Origin of the sequence: Microcoleus sp. S13_C3 (assembly GCF_036700905.1) — a bacterium.
Lineage (GTDB): Bacteria > Cyanobacteriota > Cyanobacteriia > Cyanobacteriales > Microcoleaceae > Microcoleus.
In genome coordinates, this window is sequence record NZ_JAUBPT010000002.1 from 35,301 (window position 1) to 56,956 (window position 21,656).

23 protein-coding genes and 1 tRNA gene are annotated in these 21,656 nt (G+C 45.6%); 12 read left to right on the forward strand and 12 right to left on the reverse strand.

The features are described 5' to 3' along the window. Nucleotides 1–42: 42 nt before the first annotated feature. The gene (locus QUA16_RS00770) at nt 43–2,733 is read right to left on the reverse strand and encodes a glycosyltransferase family 39 protein (protein ID WP_333103349.1); all 2,691 of its coding nucleotides are present in this window, start codon (nt 2,731–2,733) and stop codon (nt 43–45) included. Between the two features lie 132 nt (nt 2,734–2,865). On the opposite strand from QUA16_RS00770, the gene QUA16_RS00775 reads away from it, so the two are divergent. Continuing rightward, nucleotides 2,866–2,938: transfer RNA gene (locus tag QUA16_RS00775), tRNA-Phe, on the forward strand. Nucleotides 2,939–3,107: 169 nt separating this feature from the next. Here the strand turns inward: QUA16_RS00775 and QUA16_RS00780 are convergent. Next, nucleotides 3,108–3,314 (reverse strand): hypothetical protein, encoded by a 207-nt coding sequence (locus QUA16_RS00780; RefSeq protein WP_333103350.1) that lies wholly within the window; start codon nt 3,312–3,314, stop codon nt 3,108–3,110. Between the two features lie 111 nt (nt 3,315–3,425). Further along, a complete protein-coding gene (locus QUA16_RS00785; RefSeq protein WP_333054718.1) occupies nt 3,426–3,581 on the reverse strand; it encodes a GYF domain-containing protein in 156 nt (51 codons plus the stop codon). Between the two features lie 357 nt (nt 3,582–3,938). On the opposite strand from QUA16_RS00785, the gene QUA16_RS00790 reads away from it, so the two are divergent. Beyond that, nucleotides 3,939–4,211 (forward strand): hypothetical protein, encoded by a 273-nt coding sequence (locus tag QUA16_RS00790; protein ID WP_333103351.1) that lies wholly within the window; start codon nt 3,939–3,941, stop codon nt 4,209–4,211. Next, entirely contained in the window at nt 4,195–4,413 is a 219-nt protein-coding gene (locus tag QUA16_RS00795) for a type II toxin-antitoxin system HicB family antitoxin (RefSeq protein WP_333103352.1), read from the forward strand. Before QUA16_RS00790 ends, QUA16_RS00795 begins: the two co-directional genes overlap by 17 nt. 25 nt (nt 4,414–4,438) lie before the next feature. Here QUA16_RS00795 and QUA16_RS00800 read toward each other — a convergent pair whose 3' ends face one another. Next, a complete protein-coding gene (locus tag QUA16_RS00800; protein ID WP_333103354.1) occupies nt 4,439–4,582 on the reverse strand; it encodes a hypothetical protein in 144 nt (47 codons plus the stop codon). 99 nt (nt 4,583–4,681) lie between these two features. On the opposite strand from QUA16_RS00800, the gene QUA16_RS00805 reads away from it, so the two are divergent. From QUA16_RS00805 to QUA16_RS00815, 3 genes are all read left to right on the forward strand, one after another. After that, a complete protein-coding gene (locus tag QUA16_RS00805; protein ID WP_333103356.1) occupies nt 4,682–5,014 on the forward strand; it encodes a DUF433 domain-containing protein in 333 nt (110 codons plus the stop codon). Continuing rightward, complete coding sequence (locus tag QUA16_RS00810; RefSeq protein ID WP_333103358.1) at nt 4,989–5,321, forward strand: DUF5615 family PIN-like protein; 333 nt, start codon at nt 4,989–4,991, stop codon at nt 5,319–5,321. The genes QUA16_RS00805 and QUA16_RS00810 overlap by 26 nt, the downstream gene beginning before the upstream one ends. A gap of 556 nt (nt 5,322–5,877) precedes the next feature. Then, on the forward strand, nt 5,878–6,063 hold the full coding sequence (locus tag QUA16_RS00815; RefSeq protein ID WP_333058273.1) for a DUF559 domain-containing protein: 186 nt from the start codon (nt 5,878–5,880) through the stop codon (nt 6,061–6,063). A 226-nt stretch (nt 6,064–6,289) separates the two neighbouring features. Here the strand turns inward: QUA16_RS00815 and QUA16_RS00820 are convergent, their stop codons facing one another. Beyond that, nucleotides 6,290–6,427: a hypothetical protein gene (locus QUA16_RS00820; protein ID WP_333103360.1), complete on the reverse strand. Its 138-nt coding sequence runs from the start codon at nt 6,425–6,427 to the stop codon at nt 6,290–6,292. A gap of 73 nt (nt 6,428–6,500) precedes the next feature. Between QUA16_RS00820 and QUA16_RS00825 the strand changes: the two genes are divergently transcribed. From QUA16_RS00825 to QUA16_RS00835, 3 genes are read left to right on the forward strand one after another with little or no spacing between them, the layout of a single operon-like run. Beyond that, the gene (locus QUA16_RS00825; protein ID WP_106332426.1) at nt 6,501–6,749 is read left to right on the forward strand and encodes a DUF4160 domain-containing protein; all 249 of its coding nucleotides are present in this window, start codon (nt 6,501–6,503) and stop codon (nt 6,747–6,749) included. A gap of 13 nt (nt 6,750–6,762) precedes the next feature. After that, nucleotides 6,763–7,059 (forward strand): DUF2442 domain-containing protein, encoded by a 297-nt coding sequence (locus tag QUA16_RS00830; protein WP_333103361.1) that lies wholly within the window; start codon nt 6,763–6,765, stop codon nt 7,057–7,059. Between the two features lie 19 nt (nt 7,060–7,078). Continuing rightward, nucleotides 7,079–7,336 (forward strand): endonuclease domain-containing protein, encoded by a 258-nt coding sequence (locus QUA16_RS00835; RefSeq protein ID WP_333103404.1) that lies wholly within the window; start codon nt 7,079–7,081, stop codon nt 7,334–7,336. A gap of 152 nt (nt 7,337–7,488) precedes the next feature. Here QUA16_RS00835 and QUA16_RS00840 read toward each other — a convergent pair whose 3' ends face one another. Together QUA16_RS00840 and QUA16_RS00845 are read right to left on the reverse strand one after the other, a co-directional pair. Continuing rightward, nucleotides 7,489–7,866 (reverse strand): hypothetical protein, encoded by a 378-nt coding sequence (locus QUA16_RS00840; protein ID WP_333103363.1) that lies wholly within the window; start codon nt 7,864–7,866, stop codon nt 7,489–7,491. A 4-nt stretch (nt 7,867–7,870) separates the two neighbouring features. Continuing rightward, nucleotides 7,871–8,296, reverse strand: coding sequence for a hypothetical protein (locus QUA16_RS00845; RefSeq protein WP_333103364.1), 426 nt, complete (start codon nt 8,294–8,296; stop codon nt 7,871–7,873). 24 nt (nt 8,297–8,320) lie between these two features. On the opposite strand from QUA16_RS00845, the gene QUA16_RS00850 reads away from it, so the two are divergent. Continuing rightward, entirely contained in the window at nt 8,321–8,443 is a 123-nt protein-coding gene (locus QUA16_RS00850; protein ID WP_333180967.1) for a hypothetical protein, read from the forward strand. 92 nt (nt 8,444–8,535) lie between these two features. Here the strand turns inward: QUA16_RS00850 and QUA16_RS00855 are convergent, their stop codons facing one another. The 3 genes from QUA16_RS00855 to QUA16_RS00865 all read right to left on the reverse strand — a co-directional run bounded on the left by QUA16_RS00855 (nt 8,536) and on the right by QUA16_RS00865 (nt 18,433). Beyond that, a complete protein-coding gene (locus QUA16_RS00855) occupies nt 8,536–9,690 on the reverse strand; it encodes a DALR anticodon-binding domain-containing protein (protein ID WP_333103365.1) in 1,155 nt (384 codons plus the stop codon). 107 nt (nt 9,691–9,797) lie between these two features. Then, a complete protein-coding gene (locus QUA16_RS00860; RefSeq protein ID WP_333103366.1) occupies nt 9,798–18,017 on the reverse strand; it encodes a DUF4114 domain-containing protein in 8,220 nt (2,739 codons plus the stop codon). 230 nt (nt 18,018–18,247) lie between these two features. After that, the gene (locus tag QUA16_RS00865; protein ID WP_333103367.1) at nt 18,248–18,433 is read right to left on the reverse strand and encodes a hypothetical protein; all 186 of its coding nucleotides are present in this window, start codon (nt 18,431–18,433) and stop codon (nt 18,248–18,250) included. Between the two features lie 111 nt (nt 18,434–18,544). Between QUA16_RS00865 and bchI the strand changes: the two genes are divergently transcribed. Both bchI and ruvC read left to right on the forward strand, forming a co-directional pair. Next, on the forward strand, nt 18,545–19,660 hold the full coding sequence (gene bchI, locus QUA16_RS00870; protein ID WP_333103368.1) for a magnesium chelatase ATPase subunit I: 1,116 nt from the start codon (nt 18,545–18,547) through the stop codon (nt 19,658–19,660). Between the two features lie 96 nt (nt 19,661–19,756). Next, a complete protein-coding gene (gene ruvC, locus QUA16_RS00875; RefSeq protein ID WP_333103369.1) occupies nt 19,757–20,290 on the forward strand; it encodes a crossover junction endodeoxyribonuclease RuvC in 534 nt (177 codons plus the stop codon). 75 nt (nt 20,291–20,365) lie between these two features. Here ruvC and QUA16_RS00880 read toward each other — a convergent pair whose 3' ends face one another. Both QUA16_RS00880 and QUA16_RS00885 read right to left on the reverse strand, forming a co-directional pair. After that, entirely contained in the window at nt 20,366–20,959 is a 594-nt protein-coding gene (locus QUA16_RS00880) for a Uma2 family endonuclease (protein WP_333103370.1), read from the reverse strand. Nucleotides 20,960–21,115: 156 nt separating this feature from the next. Beyond that, a partial coding sequence (locus QUA16_RS00885; RefSeq protein WP_333180968.1) for a tetratricopeptide repeat protein occupies nt 21,116–21,656 on the reverse strand: 541 nt, incomplete at its 5' end.

Here is a 21,656-nt window from a genome sequence, read left to right on the forward strand (position 1 = left end):
ATCAGCACAGGCGGGACGCCCGTGCCACAATAAAAGGGATTGTTAAATTTTTAGTTTTTTTAAGTATTGCAAATCTTGCCATGCTTGAATGAGATTACCTTGCATCAGTTCCGCTACACCGTTTAAAACTCTAATTTCCGGTAGGTTGGAGTTGAGAGCGAGAGCAGGTTTTAAGGCTGTTTGAGCGGCTTTGGGATGCCAGCCGTACAGGTGTACGAAAGCGAGATAGGCGTAAGCGTAAGGGTTTTTTGAGTCTAGTTGAGTGACTTTTTCTAAAGCTGCGATCGCACTTTGGACATTCTGCTGCAATACTCGCGAAAATGCCAAAGCATAAGCCAATTCTAGATTATTGGGTTCCTGTTTCAACCGATATTCTAACGCTTGTTCCGCTTGCACGGTATAATCTTGAATTGGATCGTACTGATTGATCCGCCCAATCTGCTCGAACACGGGTTCTAAACCGGGCAATCCTTTGGGTAAATTAACCGCCATCGCCCGCAATTGAGTCACCAAATCTAACTCAGGCTGATCTGTATTATCCTCGTTTCCCGGCTCTGCCTGGGAACGCATATCCAGAGGCTCTGCCTCGATTTTAACACTAACTGCCGGCACATTAATCGGATAAGTTTCCCCAGTTTTCCGATTTAGATAAGTAGCTTGCAGAGTGTAAGTTCCCGGTGCAATATTAGTAGGAGGAAGCATCGCCGTGCGATCGACAACTCGAAAGCCCACAGCAAATTTATCCGCTTCCAGCATCCCCGGATGCAAAGTCGCTTGGGCGATCGCGCGATCGTGTAAAATCCTGAAAGTCTGTCCCGGTGGAATATCGCCAGACTGCTGATTTTGCCACGTTACCAACACTAAACCAGACTGCAACTGCTGCCAAGGCCCAGACCAAGTATAAGTAATCGGCAGCGCGACTCCGGGAACTGCTTTGGCAGCGACAGTAACTCGATCTAATTGTACTTGCGATCGCGCTTCATTCAACGGCTGTATTTCGACAGGCTGCACTCGCTTGCGATAAAGATTTAAATTAGTATAATCTGGCAAAATCCAAGTTTTATCTAAGTCAAATTTATCCCCTTTTTCAATCGCAGCCACCGCTGCATTTTGAGCTTGTTTAATTCCTTCGCGAATCGAACCTTGCGGGCCAGTTTTAGTTACGAACCAAGAGAGCGATCGCACATCTTGCGGCACTTCTTTTAAATTCGTTCCAACCTGCCGCCCGTAAACCTGAAAATTCGCCAAAGCACCGTAAAAATTCAAATTATGCTGGTTAATTTCCGGCGTCGAAGGCAACACGCCTAAAGTAGATTGCAAATAAGGTTCCCTATCAATAATTTCTGCAATTACCTCTCGGTGCGGCCACTCTTTCCCCAAGTAAGGATAGTTAGAATTGCCGGGACTGATAATTTGGACTAAGCTATGTCCAAAAGCACCTCCCAGCGGCCACATATGGAACAGCATCGCCAGAATTGCCAAGCCAATTGTACCCCAGTGAATTTGCCGTCCCCACCGAGAAGGCCAAAGCGTTAAACAATATGCTAAGAAAATAGATAAAACTGGCAAATAAGGTATCACATATCGGTCATCTTTGTTGATATTTAGAGAATTAATTAAATAAGCTCCTCCCCAGAAAACAGCCAGCCAGCGACAGGAGTTGAGATGCAAAATTGACGAACTATCTTGCCGGCGACGCCAATAAAGTATCAATCCTACTAAGGGAATAAGTAACAGAGGCCAAGAAATCTGTTCGGGTAAGTGTTGACCGTAGTAAATCCAAGCGTCGATCGTATTGAGGGCCGGATCTCCTTCGGCGATCGCAGAATCCAGCGTAGCCCGTTTTCCCCCGGTCAAAATTAACAGCCAATTGGTTTTCGCCCACGGCCCAAACACCGCCACCGACAGCAACAAAGCACCAGTTAATTGACCTAATCTCCCCCAAGCTTTTTGGCGCACAGCACCCACAGCCAACCACACAATCGGGGTAAACAGAAATAATACGGTAGTGTGTTTAACTAATATTGATAAGCCGAGAGAAATTCCAAAGGCGATCGCCCAAAAGAAAGACGACGGGGAGAGGGGGAGAGTGGGGGAGGGGGAGAGAGAGGAACTGGAAGATGGGAAGAATTTATACTTTTTATTCGTTCGTTCTTTCAACTGAGTTCTATCGGTTACATCCGTTACATCCGTTACAGAATCCCTTGCCGAACTTCTTCCCTCAGAAGCCTTCCACATTGTCAGACAATAGAAAGCAAAAGTAATCGCCGCAGTGAGGGGATAGTCGAGTAAAAATTGCAAGCGGAACCGATAAAGTCCCGGTAACAAAACGCAAATTGCAGCGGCCCACAAACCGACTTGCCGGTTAAATAATTGGACGCCCAGACTGTAAACTGAAGCGAGGAGAATTGCACTAAATAATAAATGAACGAGGGTTGCCCGATCGCCCCCGGTACCAAAAACCTGAAGAAACGGAACCGTTAAGATATACACCAAGGGGGGAATTTTCGTCGAAAGCAGCCAGAAGTTTGTCCACCACTCCCCGGAAAACCATTGAGGATGCTGCAACGCCTGCAAGTAATTCAGGGTGCTAGTCAGGTATTCGGCTTGATCCCACGCGGGGACAGATCGATCGAGGGCAAACCAGAGGCGATCGCTAATTGCCCCCAGCAGCCAAATTATGCCTAAGACAAGCAGACTCTTGCCCTCGCTGTCCCGATGTTGCTGTGCCATTGCGATTCTTGGATTTTAGGTTGCAGCTTTTAGCTTACAGGCGGGCGGTTCCGGGCGATCGAAAATTAATTTGAAAAAGTGCTTGCTAAATTCTGTATGTGTCTGCTAAGATAGTAAAGCGCGAAAAAACAAGCCGGGATAGCTCAGTTGGTAGAGCAGTGGACTGAAAATCCACGTGTCACGAGTTCAAGTCTCGTTCCTGGCATCGCAAAGCCCTCACAAAGTTGAGGGTTTTTTTTTATAAACTTGAGCCCACAAAATAATCACCAATGGCATTCAAGTCTCGGCTTGCAGTTGGAGAGACAAAGCATCGGCTCATCCCTGAACCTCTCGCGCCTTGCGAAACTTTTCCTGCAATTGCTCGATGGCAGTCTCTAAGGGATTCCCTCACCCCGCGATAGTTCCGCCTCCGCTTCCTCCACCGAAGAGCGCACTTCCTCCACCCACTCCCAATAATGCTGGCGTGTTTGAGTCAAAGTCTGGAGGGCTTTTGTAATCACCTCTTCCGGCGAGCTAAACTGCCCCAATGCTAATTGCGCTTCGATCAATTTCACCTGCTCAGGACTCAAAGCAATATTCATAAAAATCTCCGGGAGTCTCGCTGACACAAATCCCTTTTCTAAGAATAGCGCTACTTTCTGGGGAGCGCGATCGTCTTAAGCGCCGATCGACGTGCGGTGACGTGTACTGTCTTATTTTTGAGTGAGGTACGACGCTAATTCTGGAATTTCACCGCCGCGCTGCCACTCGGCTTCCCCGCGCCGCACTTTGGTTCTGGCTGTGATTTCCTCAATCTCCCATAATTGCAATCTGGTATAGGGCCCTTTGGCTTCACCGCTGCGAAACACGTACCATTGAGGAAATTCAGGAGTTGGCTGGGTCGATCGTCTTAGGATCGCGAATTAAATAATTTACACTCTTGAAAGTGGGTTGGGCGGGACGCCCGCCCTTTCTGGACGGGCGGGACGCCCATCCCACAAGAACCATCACGCATGGTAAGTTATTTAATTCTCATTCCTTACTGACAAGCGAATTTCAAAGGTGGCATCCGCCACGTGATTTATCCGTGGAATCAATCCAAAATCTAAAATCGAAAATCCTCAAGAAAGAGCATTTATCTCGCGCAAGTCAATCTAAAATCTAAAATCGAAAATCTAAAATCGATTGGCTTCATCCGATTCATTCCACTTGCGGCTTTGACCTGGTTGAGCTCTTGTTCTACCGGATTCGGAGGCGGTGAGTTAGAATTGGGCGATCGCTTTTTCTTAGCCTCCGGCTTACCTCTAGCAATTTCTACTTCGCGCGGCCACCCCCAGAAATGCCACACCGCCACCCAAACTAGCGCCACAGCAGATCCTAAAATCTCTTCTTGTGTTGAGGATACACCATTGTATTTGGAGAACTTGTTAAAAAAAGCAATTCAAGAGTTAGAAACAATTCTTAAGCAGAGGAATCAGAGGAATGAATTACCGCTATAGTTTATTAATTCAATGGTCACAAGAGGATGGACTGTATTTGGTAACAATGCCAGAGTTTGCAACAATTGCTATGCAGCCCTGTACTTATGGGAAAACTTATGAAGAAGCGATCGCCAATGCTAAAGAAGCGATCTCCAGCTACCTTGAGTATTGCCAAGAAGAAGATTTAGTGCCTCCGAGTCCGGCAATCGTGGCAGCTTAAATAAAAGTCGATCGCCCTTTTTGACTCAGAACAAAAGAGATATCGACTTTTCCAACCCAAAAGAGCGATCGCCCTTGTTGACGAATTCCAAAAGGGCGATGCCTTTGGTTGAGAAAAAGGGGTAAAGGGCGATCGCACTTGTTGACAAATTCCAAAAGGGCGATCGCACTTTTTGACTTATTCTAAAAGGGCGATCGGCTTAGTTGTCAAGTAGGCACGGTTTGGGATAAACTAATATAAATGCTAACTTGAATTTTGAGGAAATTCTATGACAGCAGTGATTGCGGAACATATTGAAATTACTCCGGGTGTTTGTGGCGGTAAACCGCGCATTGCCGGACATCGGATTAGGGTTCAAGATGTTGTAATTTGGCACGAAAAGATGGGAATGTCTCCTGATGAAATTGTGTCGCGGTATCCCACAATTAATTTAGCAGATGTATACGCCGCCTTGACTTATTACCACGACCATCTTGAGGAAATTAGACAACAAATTCGAGATAGCGATGCTTTTGTGCGGGAATTGCAAGCAAAAACTCCTTCCAAGGTACAGCAGAAATTGAGAGGGCAGAATCTTGGAAAAGATCCGATTTCATTGTGATGAACAAGTCGAACGGGCGATCGCAGAAGCTTTAAGAAGGCGCGGTATTGATGTCACGACTACACCGGAAGCACGACTTTTAGGTGCTGCGGATGAAGAACAGTTAGCTTTTGCGATTGCTCAAGAACGAGCAATCTTTACCCAAGATGATGATTTTTTAGCAATTCATCAACGCGGTTTAGAGCATTGCGGTATTGTTTACTGTCATCAAAACAGCCGTTCACTGGGTGAAATTGTGCGCGGTTTGATTCTGATTTGGGAGGTACTTGAACCGTCGGATATGCAGAACCATATAGAGTTTATTTGAAAAGGTCGATCGCCCTTTTTGACTTATTCCAAAGGGGCGATCGCACTTTGTGACTAATTCCAAAAGGGCGATCGCCCTTTTTGTCAAGTACACATAATTTGAGATCAACTAATTCTAAAAATATTCCCTAAATATCGCCCCTTCCCCGACAATTTGAATGAACATCATGTCCCCCCCTTCTTAAGGGGGGCTAGGGGGGATCAATCCAAGACTAAACGACCCAACCATGAATTTCAATGCACATCTTGTCCCCCCCTTAAGAAGGGGGGTTAGGGGGGATCAATCCGAGACTAAACGACTCAACCATCCACCTCAACCAACATCCAGTCCCCCCCTTCTTAAGGGGGAGTAGGGGGCAAGCTAAGGGGGGATCAGTCCGAGACTAAGCAACTCAACCGAGAATTTCAACTAACATCTTGTCCCCCCCTTATTAAGGGGGGCTAGGGGGGATCATGCCAAAACTAAACGACTCAAACTTCCACCTACCATACAACCCAAAACTCATCCCCATCGCCAAACAACTGCGGAAAAATCCAACTCCATCATAAAAAAAACTGTGGCAAAATTTTCTCAGAAATTCCCTTTTCGAGTTTTGAGACAGCGCCCCATCGACAATTTTATTGTAGATTTTTATTGTGCGGCTTTACTGTTAGTAATTGAGATTGATGGGGAGAGCCATTTTACCGAACAAGGGAAACTATATGATGCAGAAAGAACCGGGATTTTACAGGGTATGGATTGAAGGTTGTTAGGTTTACGAATGTTGAGGTGTTGCAGAGTTTTGAGGGGGTTTGTGGGGAGTTGTTGGGTTTGATTGAGGGTGATTTTTGAGGCTAGATCACCCTGGCGCCCCCCTTAAGAAGGGGGGGACATGAGGGGAGGGGAGTTGAATGGGTGGCTGGGTGCGATCGAGGCGATCGGATAAAATATTAGGCAACATAATTTAATTGTACTATGGAAAAGTTGACTCAATATCGATCGCGCGATGCGTAAAAAGAGCGATCGACCTTTCTATACCAAAAGAGCGATCGACCTTTCCATATCAAAAAGAGCAATCGACCTTTCCCTGCCAAAAAGGGATCTCGCTCTAGTTGTCGAGTAGACATGATTTGGGATAAACTAAGATTGTCTCCTTGGCTCGGCTATAATAGTCCTCGTATCATTCTTTAAAGAACCTTTATGCCAGAAGTTGCACGATTTTACGGAATAATCATCAAAATTTTCTTTGGGGATCACCCACCTCCTCATTTTCACGCAGTTTACGGTGAGTACAACGCTTTGATCGGTATTGAGTCTTTAGAAATTATAGAAGGAGATTTACCGAATCGGGCCCAAAAGCTGGTAATAGAATGGGCTACGTTGTACCAGAAAGAACTGCTGGATATGTGGAATAGCCAAGAATTTAGTAAACTTCCACCATTAAAATAACTCCGATCTGTTTATGAAACCTGAACGCATTGTTTCTGCTAAAGCTATTGACGACCGCACATTGATGGTTAAGTTTACCAATCTAGAATTTAAAAAATACGACATCTCTAAGTTATTAGATAATCCGATGTTTACGACCTTAAGTAATCCTGGGTTTTTCAGAAATTTTACAGTTGAACCTGGTGGTTATGCACTGGTTTGGAATGATGAGATAGATATCAGTGAATATGAAATTTGGCAGAAGGGAATTAGTTGCACAGAGGAGGAAATTGAGCGATATATTGAATCTATTCATCATGTTGCTCGCTGAGAAATAAGACCCGATTCTTCTGAGCGATCGACCTTTCCATACCAAAAGAGCGATCGACAATTTTATTGTAGATTTTTATTGTGCGGCTTTACTGTTAGTAATTGAGATTGATGGGGAGAGTCATTTTACGGAACAAGGGAAACTATATGATGCAGAAAGAACCGGGATTTTAGAGGGGTATGGATTGAAGGTTGTCAGGTTTACGAATGTTGAGGTGTTGCAGAGTTTTGAGGGGGTTTGTGGGGAGTTGTTGGGTTTGATTGAGGGTGATTTTTGAGGTCTGATCACCCTGGCGCCCCCCGATCGAAGGGGGGGACATGAAGGAGGATAGATTGTTCGCTAATTCCAAGCATCGCACTTTTTGACTAATTCCAAAAGGGCGATTCCCTACGGGATAGCTCCGCTTCACGACCTTGTAGTTTATCAAGGCTAAGCAGCCATCGGGCAAAGGCTCAGAGTTGAACAATCAACTTTAATTCTCGGTCGCAGTTCAACTTGAACTAAAGTTTTGAATTCTTCATTTTTGGGGGCAACTAAAAATTCTAATTTACCGTTAATATAATCATTAATTTCAATAAAGTTCACGAGTTCAAAACACATAATACCTACAGTGGCATCGGCTATCTTTAATTCAATTTGAACTGATTTTTGAATGATATTCATTCCAAATTTGAGGGTGACACCTAATGAATCTGTCACTTCATAACACCAATAGCCATCGGAGGGTTGGGAATCTTTTGGTTCTTCACAAAATAATTCTAGAAAAGCTAGTTCATCAAATCCCTCATGTAAATTGATTTTTGCCATTTTCTTACCTAAGATATTGAGTTATTTTCCATAGATTATAGCACTGAGAAAGCGGCGAGTTCCATCGGGCAAGACTTCCCATGAACTTTGGACTTGGGCGAATTTTCCGGTTCTGCCCGGTAGAGCGTGAATCTCTAAGCTCTGTATCTATTGTAGCCTCTTCTCCTGTAGTGTGGTTTGTATAAATATTAATAAATCGCTCAACAATATTACTTTCTTCTTGGACTGCTTGTTCTAGATGAGTTTGAATAAATTGACGAGATTCTGAATCGTCATCAAATCCCAAGCGATTTAGTTGTTGTCTATTTTGTACCGCTCTTTTTGAGTTATGAGCGTCTGGCTTTATGTTGACATTGAATAAGTAATCGAGCTTGCGATCGTTAATGATGCAGGGTGTTTTTGCGTCGGTGGGTCGATCGGATTGTGTCAATGGCTGATTTTTAAAATATAGATTTTGGGAATTGTAGGATTATATCATTTTGGCAGTTTTTTCATCCTACAGCACGATCGCACTCACAGCCCCAAAAAGGCGATCGCACTTTTTCACTTATTCCAAAAGGTCGATCGCTCTTTTTGACTTATTCCAAAGGGCCGATCGCCCGTCGCACTCAAAAACCAACCGTCACTTATCTATCTGGAAGAAGGCGCTAGTTTTATGCAGAATGCTGCCTAATCTTGAGAAAACTTTACAAATCGGAAATTTGAGTCTGGAAAAGTTGACTCAGGAAGGGCGATCGCCAAAACGTTCTCTAACAACTCAAAAATTGTTTGCTTCGCAGCTAACAAAAGGGCGCAGTTTTGCGGGTTGAGACTCAGGGAATCCAACCACGGCAGGCTGGTTTCGCTAATAGCTTCCAGGTGCCGGCAGACCAGATGGGGGGCAATTTCGGCAGCGCTTTGTTCGAGGATTTTGGGAACCGCTTGCAGAAGGTTGGCTAGGGTGGCGGCATCGGGAGATTCCCAGACATAATCTGCTAATGACATGAGTTTAGCTGCGATTTCCGTAGGGGAAATTTCGCCGCCACCCCCATTGGTGTCTAGCTGAATGATGCCTTGCTGCTGTGCTTGTTGCAGCAGCGTACAGCAACGAAGATATGCAGATTGAAGGCGATAGAGGCTATCTTGCGGGGCGGGTTTTCCTGCTGTGCTGATGTTAATGGGGGCAACTTCTGTGAGGGGAACTCGGAGGCAGTACCAGCGCAGTGCATCCATACTCACGGCTTTGAGCAATTCTCCGGGGGCGATGTCAGGGATGGGATGAATTTGCTGGGTAGGTTTGTGGAAGGCGTAGAGTTTGATGGGTTGAACGATGATGAATTGAAATTGCTCTTTGGTGTAGCCTAAGCATTGCATGGCGGCGGTGAGTAGGATGTCGTAGCTGGTGTAAGTGGTGGGACGAATGAGGATGATTTTGTCATAGCCTTGTTGGAATATTTCATGGTAGCGGGTGATGTCTTCTAGGAGTTGGGTGTATCCGCCGTCGCGGTGTTGGAGAACGCGATCGTAGTCGTCGCCAAAGTCGGCGGTTTTGATAAACCAGTCTTTTGGTTCGTCTTTGAGAGAGGTTTCTTCGATATTGGGGGGAAGGTCGGCGGCAAACTGGCGCGACATGGAGGCTTGGTAGATTTTGGGATGGGTTTTGAGGGTGTTGAGAAAGGTTTCGGGGTTGGAGGTTTGTTTGGGGAGGGTGATCAGGGTGTGGTTGGTTTGTTGGAGTAGGGTTTTGAGGGTGTCGGTGAGGGTAAAGCGCAGGTCGGCTGATGAGGTGAGTTGATTTGGGGGGATGGGTCGGGTGTCGAGGTAGGTTTGTTGGGGTTTGGTCATGTGAGGTTTTGGGGTGATGAGGCTTAGAGGGGCGATCGCACTTCAGGGGAATGGTTGAGGTGCGATCACTTTCTCGGTATAGGGGCAATTCCGCCAGATCAGAAGGATTAGGCAATCACATCACTATTACCTTCTTGTAGTTGCAGTACGTCAAGTGCAAACAAGATTGCAAATACTAAGGTTACGGCAGCCCCAGCAACAGTAGCAGTTCCAAGAAGAGCAGCAATAGCTGCAGCAATAGCAGGAGCAGCAAGAATGGCACCAACAATAGCAGCAACACTAGCAACCCTAATGCCAACCCCAATCCAAAAGTCTGGATTTGAAAAAGTTTCAGCGAGGGTGTCGATAACACTGTCACTCCATTCCCGAAAAGCACTGTTTGTCTCTTGAAGTTTTTTCAGAGCCACTTTAACTGCTTCCTCAGTCAGTACCAAAACCGGTTCTAACCTGAACGATCCGACTTTTCCTGCTAACTGTAAACTGTGCTCTCCAGATAAGGAAACTTTTGTACCAGGATCATCAATGATCGAAATTTCTTTATTTGTGGCAACAGCCATTGTAACTTCACTTCCTTGTATATTGAATGAAGATTTAAGCTTCAGTAGTTCGCCACCCAAGCTAAATACAAAGTTTCCATCTGAATCTATTTCAAGTCCTTGGACACCTCCATTACTTAGTTTTTTTTCGGCTGCTAGATTGATTGTGTTACCATTGACAAGCTCAAGTCCCTGATGTGGACCGATTTTCAGTAAGGCTTCATGAGTAAACTTTGTGGGCTGAATGAAGTAAACTACTGCTCCTGCGTATATTGGAAATACAGGAGGAAGACTTACCAAGGGAATTTCTGTTTTCCAAGAAAAGACATAATCATTGACCAAACGAGTCCGAATTTCTTCCTTAATTTGCTCGCGAATCTTAGGAAGTTCTTCCTTAACAAAATTGTAAGCCTCTTCAGCAGTTCTATATCCCCGACGAAAGAGAGCATTTAAAACCCGCTTTCTTTCTTCTGGATCGGTCAGCAAAGCTTCGATCTGTCCGACTATGCTAAAAATCCGTTGTGCAGCACTAGCGATCGCCTTATCCACACCTGTCAGAGTGGCAGCAATCTTAGCATCAACCCCATTAATCTGGTTCCACAAGTGACCTGTCTTATCCCCCAAAATGGCATTGACAATATCCGCCACCGTCTTCTGAGTGCGAGGTTCAATCCAATCAATAATCCCCTTCAGACCACTTCCAATTCCGCTAATTGTCGATTGAAAACCATCAGCAACACCATCCACCGCAGGCTTGACAATATTGTTGTAAACATTGAAATTAAACTTGACACCAAACTTATCAACATTGATGCCAAGATTTTTCGTCCAATCAGTAGCGCTCAGGATGTGACCTTTGAACTCTCCAATCAGATTATTAGCACCTCGAACGGCTTGATCGACCTTAGTTCGGAAAGTTTGAGCCGCATTCGCAATAATCTGATTAATCTCTGCTCCAGTGCGGTAGGCATTCTTGATCGTATCAAAGAATTGCTGGATTGCTGAATTCACTCCATTTTGAATCTCAATTAGCTTACCTCTGAGCCAACTACGAGCGCTATTAACCGCACTCGTGACAGCATCTCGTCCTTGGCGAATTAACCATTTAGCGTCATTTTTCCGATCTTTTACCCAGCCAATTCCGTAATCAGGAACTTGATTTACTGTGTTTTCTAAGCTATTCGCAAACGAATTAGCTTTATTGATAATCCCATCAGCCAGATTATCAACTTGACCCTTAATCGGATTAGCAATGCCATCAACCCAAACATTGGCATTATGACGAGCATCATCCAAAGCCTGATGAACCTTTTGCCGTTGCTCCGCATTCATCTGGTCGAGCAACTCTTGCATCTGTTGCTCATACCTGCGCTTCTCGCGCTCAAGCTCGGCAATCTTGGCATTAGCCTTAGCCCGCTCCGGCACTGAAAAATTCGCCAAGGCCGTATCATAAATGCGCTGAATACGCGAATCGCTGAACAGTGGGCCAGAAGCACCACTGCCACCACCAGTGCCATTACCGCCACCAAGTCGCCAGCCATCAGGAAAACCTGTTTGAGTCAGTGACAACTTATGCTGAAACTTAACAATCAATTCGTAGTCTGTCGTCACACCTTTAGGACTATTGACTCGCAGCATATAAGTCCCAGGAATCAAGTCAGCAATAATCTGCTCATCGGTAATTCCCTCCCGCATCGAATAGGCAATAGGTTCATTCCGCACATCGTACAGAACCAAATCTGCATCAGCCAAAAGCTTTCTCAGTTCAGCCGTAATTCGACCACCGCGAGACAGAGTAAACCGATAGTAATCATCCGGCACCAAATTTCCAACTGTCTCACCCGTTAGAGATGTCTCAAACGGATCGACTGGCCCAAACTCCGGCATAGGCTTGGCAAGATACCAATCCAATCCTCCCTTACCTTGTTGCCGCGCAATCTCTGCTTGGCGCTGCAGTTCCGCTAACCGCGCTTCTTCCTTAAGACGTTGCTCCTCTTGGCGACGGCGTTCTATTTGTTCACGCAAACGCCGTTGTTGTTCTTCAAGTTCCCGTTGCTGGGCTTCCGCTTCCCGTCGCCGTGCTTCCTCTTCTTGACGAACTCGCTCTTGATCTCGCGCAAAAGCCTCTTCCTGTTCCCGTCGAATACGAGCTTCTTCTTCTTGTCGCTGCCTTAATTCTTCTTCGCGCCGTAGCCATTCTTGCTGTTGCTCCCACTCGTAATTGGGATGGTGAATGGGAACTTTAATCCAATCCCCTGCACCAATCTCATCGTAGTTGGCAACACCGTTATAGTCTCCAATCCACGCATAGTAGTCATAGCCAGCACTACCCAAATATTTTAGTGCTATGTCGCTGAGGGTATCACCACCGGGAATTACATAATCCACCCAATCGTAATACTCACCATTCTTCCAGAATCGCTCTGCGTGCGCCCAGATTTCTGGCGACACCTTATCGGGGTCAACCGTCGGCATAATCGGAGCAATATACTCCGCACCCGGTTCCTCAAAAGAAGTTTCAGCCAGTTCTCGGAAGGCTTCAAGCTGCTCTGGCGTTAAATCATCAATACTGAACCCTTGACCGCCAAACAACCCAAAATCAGGAGTTGCCCCCTTCAAATTCACCTCGTAACCCAAATCTGCCAGAGATGCAATGGTAACAGGACTAATCGGCGCATTTCCACCTTTGCCGCTAAAGTTCAAATCAGCCGTCATCACCTCATCTTGGAACAGCGCCTCATTCCAGTGGAAACCAGCCGAACCTTTACCCTCATTTTCCAGAGAAATCGCATCAGTCAAACCGCCCAAATCTTTGAACGCATCAACCGCCTTTCCACCGTTATACTGAGCCAGCGGCGTACCCGCATAATCCACCAAACCCTTAGCTTCCCAAAGATTACCAAAGCCCAAAGCGTGTAAAAACTCGTGCTGTACAACGCTGAACAACTTCCCAGAACGCTCCAACTCGGCAATATCCGCAGCATCAAACTGCACTAAAGATTGAGCGGGCAACATAGTTCCGTAGCGCATGAAATCAATTTTAGTTCGCGCTTGGGTGCCGCTCGCACCGTCAATATTGGCAGTAGAAATCTTGATATTGATATCGTCGATAATCTTGCCGTCAACCACTGCACTTGGCAACCCTTTGCCAATCAATCCAGCCACGCTTTTTGCAGCCGCTTGCATAATAGCCTGTTGCGAAGCACTCAGCGGCGTTTCATATTCCAAATCAATATTAAACGGCTCAGTCGCGGTACTCTCAAATCCAGAGAGAACGTAAGTTGCAGGCTCGGCATTGCGTTGGTCAATTTTGACAATCACCTCTGCTGGTGCATTGGTTGGCAACTGCAATTTATGACTGCCTTTGCTCAAAGATTGAGTCGCCAATAATTGTCCAGAAGTTGTCAGGTAGCTGACGGATAAGTCGCCTGAGAGTACGGAAAACTTAGCACCATTTAAGTAACGACTGTCCACCCGATAAATATCCGACGGATCGACGCTGCTAACCTGATCGATAATATCTTCGGTAGCGGAAGGAATCAGTTGCGTTGCATTAGCAAGATTATTGCTGCCCCGATCGACATTTGTTTGAGGAATTCCAGGGACTTTCACTGTAGGATGAGTCGGATCGCCGGGTAACTGCTTGGTACTCGGATGTTGAGAAATGAACACATCCGTAATGGTTCGCTGTCCGGGTTTAACCGTGTAAAGTGCCGGTGTAGTTACCTTTGCCAAATGTACCGCAGCAGCAACATTCAGCAAACCAGACCCAGTTTTAGCGTCCCAATTAGGTCGATCGAGGTCTGTAGAAGTACGCTTGATCGCGTCAATTGCCTGAGTGTAATTCAGCTTAGGATTTGCTGCCAACACTTGAGCGAGCCCATTCGTGACTTCAACAGCAGCAACCTGTGTGCTGGATGTACTACCGCTGCTACCGTTAGCGAGAATATCGAGAGTATTGCCACTGCCCGAATAATCTGCCAATTTAAAGGCATTGGATAGTGCTACAGAATTGTTAAATCGTTGAGCTGCACCGACAGTAACTACGTTGTCAACTTCCTTAGATAATAGACCCAGAGCCGACATTATGCCGGGGTTATCTCCCGCCGGAACAACAACGATCACTTTGTTCTGATATGCGTAGGCGATCGCCGATCGTTCCGCTGCCGTTAGTTCGCTGCGGGGAATCACAGTTCCATCAGGCTGAGTTTGAGTTAGGTTGATGTTAATATTAACAACGGCATGGGGTTGCTTGGATACTTTAGCAGCATCCACAAATTTAATCAGAGATTCTACCCACTGACTCGAATTATCTTGAGTGCGAGCGACTGGCTGCGACGGGTTATTATTAACTCCATTAGCTGATGGGGAAGGATTGTTTGTGCTATTTGCGGGTTTTTCTTCTGCAACGAGCGGACTCTTTTCCTCAGCAGGATTATTGACAGTCAAGCCAGTATCAGTGATAAAACCTACTAAAGGTCGATCGGCTTGAGGAAACTCAAACTGTACTGGTGCGATCGCAGGTGGTGCGACTTTCACTACCATATCTTCCAGCCGCGAAATCAACGTCGCTGTATTATCCGAAATAGGAGTCGAGCCAGTTTGCTCCCTCAACTTCTCAGTCATGGCTTCTAAACGAGCAATCAAAGTGCGATCGATCGCCTTTTCGGCAACCACATCTGCACTACCCAAATTACTCAAACGTTGTTTAATGCTTTCCAATCGTGCAATCCAATCAGCATTGACATTATTGTTTTGTGCTACTTCATTCTTAACCGATTCTGTCACCGTCACCGTCGAATTATCCTCAGTTGGCTTTTCAACTGTAGGAGAAACTGGCAATGACTCTTTTGGTGCGGCATCATTAATACCTCCAGTCTCAGTCTGAGTAACTATCTCCTTTTTCTGCGACTCTACAGCAGTATTCGTACCTACAACTGGCATAGTCGGCGCTGCTAGCGGTGGCACAACCCCTAAAGTTTCTTTACTCTCAACCGTCAGTGTTGGCTGACTTTTCTTCACCGTTGAATCAACACTACTTTCAGGCAAACTAACTGTGGAAGTTTCAGCTTTATCAGTCTCTTTCAAAGGCAATGAAGGCTGCTTATCTTCAGCAGTTTCTTTACTCTCAACCGCCGTTTTTGGCTGACTTTCCTTCACACACTCTACAGGATTTGCGACTACAAAAACTTTAGTTGGTTCTGTTTTCTCTACCTCAGTTACTACCCCCGGCTTAGCTTCTTCTTTCACCGGGATTACTGCTGGCAAAACTTCCGGTTTTGTCTCTACCTTACTCTGACTTCCTGCTGGCAAATTTTCTGGTTGTGTTTCTAGCTTCTGCGTTGGTGTCGTTGCAGCTACTTCCGTCTCAGCATTAGATTGAGCGGGCAAAACGGGCGTGGCTGGTGCTTCGATAACTTCGTCTTTTATCTCAGTTGTCGCTACGGGAAGAGGCGTTTTTTCAACTGGTAATTTTTCCGTCGAATCCGCCAGAGTATCTTTGCCAGCAGTTGGTGTAGCTGTCTCACCTGTTGTCGGCTTTGCCTCTACTTGGTCGGTTGTTTTAACCTGAGTCAAATCACCAGAATCTTTGACTTCTTCCTCAGTCGTCACCGCTGGAGTAGTAGGCTTTGCCTCTACTTGGTCGGTTGTTTCAACCTGAGTCAAATCACCAGGATTATTCTCAGTATCTTTGACTTTTTCCTCAGTGGCCACCTCTAAATTAGTAGGCTTTGTCTCTACCTTTTCTGTGGTTTCAACTGGAGTCAAATCACCTGAATTATTCGCAATATTTTTGACTTTTTCCTCAGTCGTCACCCCTGGAGTAGTAGGTTTTGCCTCTACCGTGTCGGTTGTTTCTATTGGGGCTGCATCACTAGTATTTTTGTCGGTATTAGTGGCAGGTACTGGAATTTTTGGACTCTCTTTATCTGAAGTTGATGGAGTCACAATTTCTGTTTCTAAATCATCAATTAAATCTGATAATTCAGCATCTACATTTTGTTTTGGTTCCTGGGTAATGTAAGGTGTCGCATAAGCAATAAGTGCCTTGCCCAAATCTGTTTTCCGCCACTCTTTGCCCGGGTTAATCACAGTATCGAGTAAAGCAGCTTTTGCAGTCGCACCGCGCACTTGGAAAATGATATCGTTGTAATCTTTGTCACTCCCTGCATCTAAGCGCATATCCTCCATGATAAAGGTATTACCTTCCCCCGTCAGATCCGCCATTTGACCAAAGTGAAATCCCTCCACAGGATTCGCCATTGCCATAGAAAATAAAGGACGTTGATCGCCGCCAACAGTCGGATTATCAAACACAGACTTTACACTACCGTTGGGTACCAACATCACCCCATATTTACCCCCAGGAGTTACGGCAAAACTCTTGACTCCTAAGTAGACTCCTTCGTTGGCATTGTCCTCTCCTAACAAACCGGAGAACCGCGCACCTTCTGTAGCATCATTAATGACTACATGACCTTTCACAGAGTTACTTAAAGAACGCGCAGCTACTTCTTTAATGAATGCTTCCGAACCGGGTTGTAAGTTGTCTAAATCGTCTAAACTGAAAATAGCTAACTCACCTTGGAACCTCCCACCATCAAAGGTGTAGTCTATACTGATGCGACCTGTCTGATCGGTAGTAAATACCCCCGATGTAAAGAGAGAAATTAACTTTTTCTCCGTAATAGGTTCTGGTTCTTTTTTTGTTTCAGTTGTTGCTACGGTAGTATTTGAATTCTCTTTCTTTGTTTCTTCCCCGTTGCTGGTGTCAGTATTTGTTTTGTCCTCTGGCTTGCTGGCATCTGGGGAAGTAGCAACTAAAGTTTCGCCTGTTTTTGGTTGTTGAGTGGCAACTGTTTCTCCTGCAACTACACCCGTTTTGACGGCGACTGTGCTATTTGGATTGTTTGTGGCAACAGTTTCGCTGGGTTTTTCGGCGGTTGAAATTGCCGAATCGGTTGGTTTGTCTTGTGCGATTTCTCCCGCTGATAGAGTCTCTTCACTTGTTGGCAGTTCTTCGCTAGCAGATTCAGTCGTGGAAATAGGCTTTTTCGGTTCAGATGTGAGAGTTGTTTCGGAGCCTGTAGTGACGGGTTTGTCGGCACTTTTTGTTTCTGCAGCAGAGTCAGTCGTGGAAATAGGCTTTTTCGGTTCAGATGTGAGAGTTGTTTCGGAGGTAACGGGGAGTGGTTTGTCGGTAGTTGTTGTTTCAACCGCAGATTCAGTCGTTACTACAGGTTTTTCTGGTTCAGATGTGAGAGTCGGTTCGGAGTCTGTAACTGGTTTGTCGGGTTCATCGGTAGTGGTTAATGTTGTTTCTGCGGTGACAGTCTTGTCGTCAACAGGAGTTCCTGTAATTACATCTTTGTTTGCAGTCGGTTTTTCCGAAGTTTCGGCGCTGTTTGAGGGAAGTGCAGAATCTGATTTTGCACCAGTGAGGGTGTCTGCGTCGGATGATTTTTGAGTGCTAGTTGGTACTGAATTCAGCGTGTATTTGATGTCGCCGCTGATTTGCGAAACTTTGACTTTGAGTGAATAGTCTCCGGCTAGTAAACTGTCAACAATAATTGTTTCTGCCTCGGTTCCCGCGTTGGTGGAACTGTAAAGGGTTTCGCCACTAGAGTTTAATAAAAATATGTCGGCATTCCCGCTCAAACCGTCGATCGAAAATTGAAAACTTCCCGGACTGGTGATATTAAATTTGTAAAGGTCAAAGATATTTGTAGTATTAACACTACCAGTGTAGCTTGTGCTGCCAGTCAATGCCCCGATGTTACGTTCAGTCATACTACCCCTGAAAAATAGTTGCTTGAAAACGCTCTCTACTAATTATCGGAAGCAAACTGAGGTTTAGGCGAAATCATTACCTTTCGTTACATTAAGGTTACTGATCGCCCAAAGCTAAGTTCAGTCATACTACCCCTGAAAAATAGTTGCTTGAAAACGCTCTTAATTATCTATCTGGGGGGAGTTGAGGTTTTTATGCGAATCGTGGTAAATCGTTACATAAGTTTACATTAGGGTTGCCGATCGCCCAAAATTTGCAATCTACCCGCATTTAATTTACTGGTGATTTTGCTTAAAACTCCTGTGGGGAGTAGGGGTTGGGCATCCTGCCCGCCCCAAAGGTGCAATTTAAATACAGAAAAGCTTAGTTGCACTTCACTGCGGAAAGACCAAAGTGCGTGAAAGTCAACAGTCACACGCCACCAGTCAAAGATTTCTCGCCCTCACGCATCCTACAAGTGCGATCGCCCCAGACAATCCCTTATCCCCTACAATAAACAAGCAATTATTATATTTTGAGTTATCCTGTGAGTCCTACTGCCGAAGTCAGCAATACCCTAAATGCGGGCGTTCTACCAACCGTTACCGCTACCGCAGCCCGTCGCGCTGTTTTTCCCTTCACTGCAATTGTTGGCCAGGAGGAGATGAAACTGGCGCTGCTGTTGAATGTCATCGATCCCAAAATTGGCGGGGTGATGATTATGGGCGATCGAGGTACTGGTAAATCTACCACAATCCGCGCCCTCACTGATTTGCTGCCGGAAATTGAGGTGGTGGCTGACGATCCTTTTAACAGTCATCCCACTGATCCAGATTTGATGAGCGATGAGGTGCGCGATCGCACTTTATCCCAAACTGACATTAAAATCGCCCGCAAAAAAGTTCAAATGGTAGACTTGCCTCTGGGCGCTACCGAAGACCGAGTTTGCGGTACGATCGACATCGAGAAAGCTTTGTCGGAAGGTGTTAAAGCTTTTGAACCCGGTCTTTTAGCTAAGGCTAACCGTGGCATTCTGTACGTTGATGAAGTCAATTTGCTCGACGATCATTTAGTCGATGTTTTGCTCGACTCCGCCGCCAGCGGTTGGAATACTGTGGAAAGAGAAGGCATTTCAATCCGCCACCCGGCTAAGTTTATTTTAATCGGTTCCGGGAATCCAGAAGAAGGAGAATTGCGGCCGCAGTTGCTCGATAGATTCGGGATGCACGCAGAAATTCGGACTGTAAAAGACCCGAATTTAAGAGTGGAAATTGTCGAACAGCGATCGAGTTTTGACCAAAATCCGCCGGAGTTTCTCGCGAAATATCAGCAAGAACAAGATGAGATGCAGCAGAAGTTGGTGGAAGCTCAGGAAAGGTTGAAATCGGTAACTATCGATCGAGATTTGCGGGTAAAAATCTCCCAAGTTTGCGCGGAATTGGACGTAGACGGGCTGCGGGGCGATTTGGTGACGAATCGGGCTGCGAAAGCTTTCACGGCTTTGGAATGCCGCACAGAGGTGACTGTGGACGATATTCGCCGGGTGATGACTCTGTGTTTGCGGCACCGGTTGCGGAAAGACCCGCTAGAATCAATAGATTCGGGGTATAAAGTGACTAAAGTGTTCGATCGGGTATTCGGCCTAGAAACAACTGAGGGGTAATTAATAATTGGTAATTGGTAATGGGTAATTGGTGGTGATGAAGCATTCCCCAAATTTTCATACCTTATTTCCCATTTCCAATTACTAATTCTGGCAATGGAAAAACGAATTTTAGGATTAGATCCGGGCTTGGCCAATCTCGGCTACGGGGCAATTTCCTGTCAAATTGTACCGGGCAAACAAGATAAAAATAGCGTTTCCATGATTGATTGCGGCGTCATACAAACAACGCCAAAACAGGAAATGGGACAGCGCTTGAAAACAATTTACGACGATTTGCACGAGGTAATTGAACAGATTAAACCTGATATAGCAATTGCCGAAAAACTGTTTTTTTACAAGATGGGAAATACGATACTTGTAGCGCAAGCGCGGGGCGTTTTGACCCTAGTATTGGCGCAGTGTGGAGTGCCGCTGTTCGAGTTTACGCCGGCTCAAATTAAGCAAGCTTTGACCGGCCGCGGTAATGCGGATAAATCTGAAGTGCAAGAGGCGGTGGCGCGGGAGTTGGAGTTGGGTTATATTCCGAAACCCGACGATGCGGCGGATGCTTTGGCGGTGGCTTTGACTGGTTGGTACGATGATGATATTTGTCCGAAGAAAATACAGTTGGAAACAGGAAAAATTTAATCTAATCTTTAGTCTCGCGTTGCGCGGACTTGGTTTGTGTAGTAGCGATTTCAATCGCCGATTCCTAATTCCCGTTCAAATCATCGGCAAATTAAGAACAAATCCGGGCAAGACATCTTCTACCGATAAACTTACAGGAAAGTGTACAATTTCTACTTCGCGAGAATGGCGATAAATTTCTACTTTTTCGTCTAGAGGATGAATTAACCAACCCAAGCGTAAACCGCTGTTTAGATACTCCTGCATTTTCTCCTGAAGCGGCAGCAGGGGGTCTGGGCGCGATTCCCTACGGGATAGCTTCGCTTCACGCAATTCAATGGCAAAATCAGGACAGATTGGCGGAAATTTCTCTTGTTCTTCTGCTGTTAAAGCAGACCATCTTTCTAAGCTAACCCAAGCGGCGTCTGGAGCTCGATAGCCATTATTAGGCAAGCGAAAAATTGTAGAAGAACTAAACACTATCCCTAGCTGCGTTTTACGGTTCCACAAGCCCAAATCTGTAATTAAATAGGCTTTTCGATTGCCGCTGACTCCGCCTACTGGCGACATAATAATGATTTCTCCTTTAGGTGTCCGTTCAAATTGCCAATCTCGATTCATCTGGCATAAACGGTAAAACTGTTCATCTGTTAGTTCGACAGTATCTAAGTTTAAAATAATGGTTGTCATTTTATTATTTCTCTTCTCTTCTCCTCTCTTCAGTCTTGCGTTGCGCGGACGAAAGTTTGTGCGGTAGGGGCAATCCGTTGCCCTGATTCCAATCGCCGATTCATCTATTTTAGCGCCATTTTATTGAGAATCTTTGTTTTAATGAAAAATTAATCCTTATACAATTCCTAATTTTTTAAGTGCTATTGTCCGGTTTTTCGAGGCTAAGTGAAAATCTGGTTTTAATTTTAAGGCTTTGTCGTAGGAGGCGATCGCATCTTCAATCCTGCCTAAATCACCCAGTGCAACGCCCCGATTGAACCAGGCTTCGTGATCATCTGGTTTGAATTTTAAGGCTTTGTCGTAGGAGGCGATCTCATCTTCAAGCCTGCCTAAATTACCCAGTGCATTGCCCCGATTGAACCAGGCTTCGTCTTTATCTGGTTTGATTTCTAAGGCTTTGTCGAAGGAGGCGATCGCTTCTTCAAGCCTGCCTAACTTACGCAGTGCATTGCCCCGATTGTTCCAGGCTTCGTGTAAATCGGGTTTGAATTTTAAGGCTTTGTCGTAGGAGGCGATCGCTTCTTCAAGCCTGCCTAAATCAACCAGTGCAACGCCCCGATCGAACCAGGCTTCGTGATAATCGGGTTTGAATTTTAAGGCTTTGTCGTAGGAGGCGATCGCTTCTTCAAGCCTGCCTAAATCAACCAGTGCAACG

Excerpts from the sequence above, each read along its gene's own strand:
- QUA16_RS00855 (WP_333103365.1), bottom strand. The coding sequence starts at position 9,690 with ATGACCAAACCCCAACAAACCTACCTCGACACCCGACCCATCCCCCCA.
- QUA16_RS00820 (WP_333103360.1), bottom strand. The coding sequence starts at position 6,427 with ATGTCTACTCGACAACTAGAGCGAGATCCCTTTTTGGCAGGGAAAGGT.
- QUA16_RS00860 (WP_333103366.1), bottom strand. The coding sequence starts at position 18,017 with ATGACTGAACGTAACATCGGGGCATTGACTGGCAGCACAAGCTACACT.
- QUA16_RS00825 (WP_106332426.1), top strand. The coding sequence starts at position 6,501 with ATGCCAGAAGTTGCACGATTTTACGGAATAATCATCAAAATTTTCTTT.
- QUA16_RS00830 (WP_333103361.1), top strand. The coding sequence starts at position 6,763 with ATGAAACCTGAACGCATTGTTTCTGCTAAAGCTATTGACGACCGCACA.
- QUA16_RS00780 (WP_333103350.1), bottom strand. The coding sequence starts at position 3,314 with ATGAATATTGCTTTGAGTCCTGAGCAGGTGAAATTGATCGAAGCGCAA.
- QUA16_RS00840 (WP_333103363.1), bottom strand. The coding sequence starts at position 7,866 with ATGGCAAAAATCAATTTACATGAGGGATTTGATGAACTAGCTTTTCTA.
- QUA16_RS00880 (WP_333103370.1), bottom strand. The coding sequence starts at position 20,959 with ATGACAACCATTATTTTAAACTTAGATACTGTCGAACTAACAGATGAA.
- QUA16_RS00805 (WP_333103356.1), top strand. The coding sequence starts at position 4,682 with ATGACAGCAGTGATTGCGGAACATATTGAAATTACTCCGGGTGTTTGT.
- ruvC (WP_333103369.1), top strand. The coding sequence starts at position 19,757 with ATGGAAAAACGAATTTTAGGATTAGATCCGGGCTTGGCCAATCTCGGC.
- QUA16_RS00770 (WP_333103349.1), bottom strand. The coding sequence starts at position 2,733 with ATGGCACAGCAACATCGGGACAGCGAGGGCAAGAGTCTGCTTGTCTTA.
- QUA16_RS00795 (WP_333103352.1), top strand. The coding sequence starts at position 4,195 with ATGAATTACCGCTATAGTTTATTAATTCAATGGTCACAAGAGGATGGA.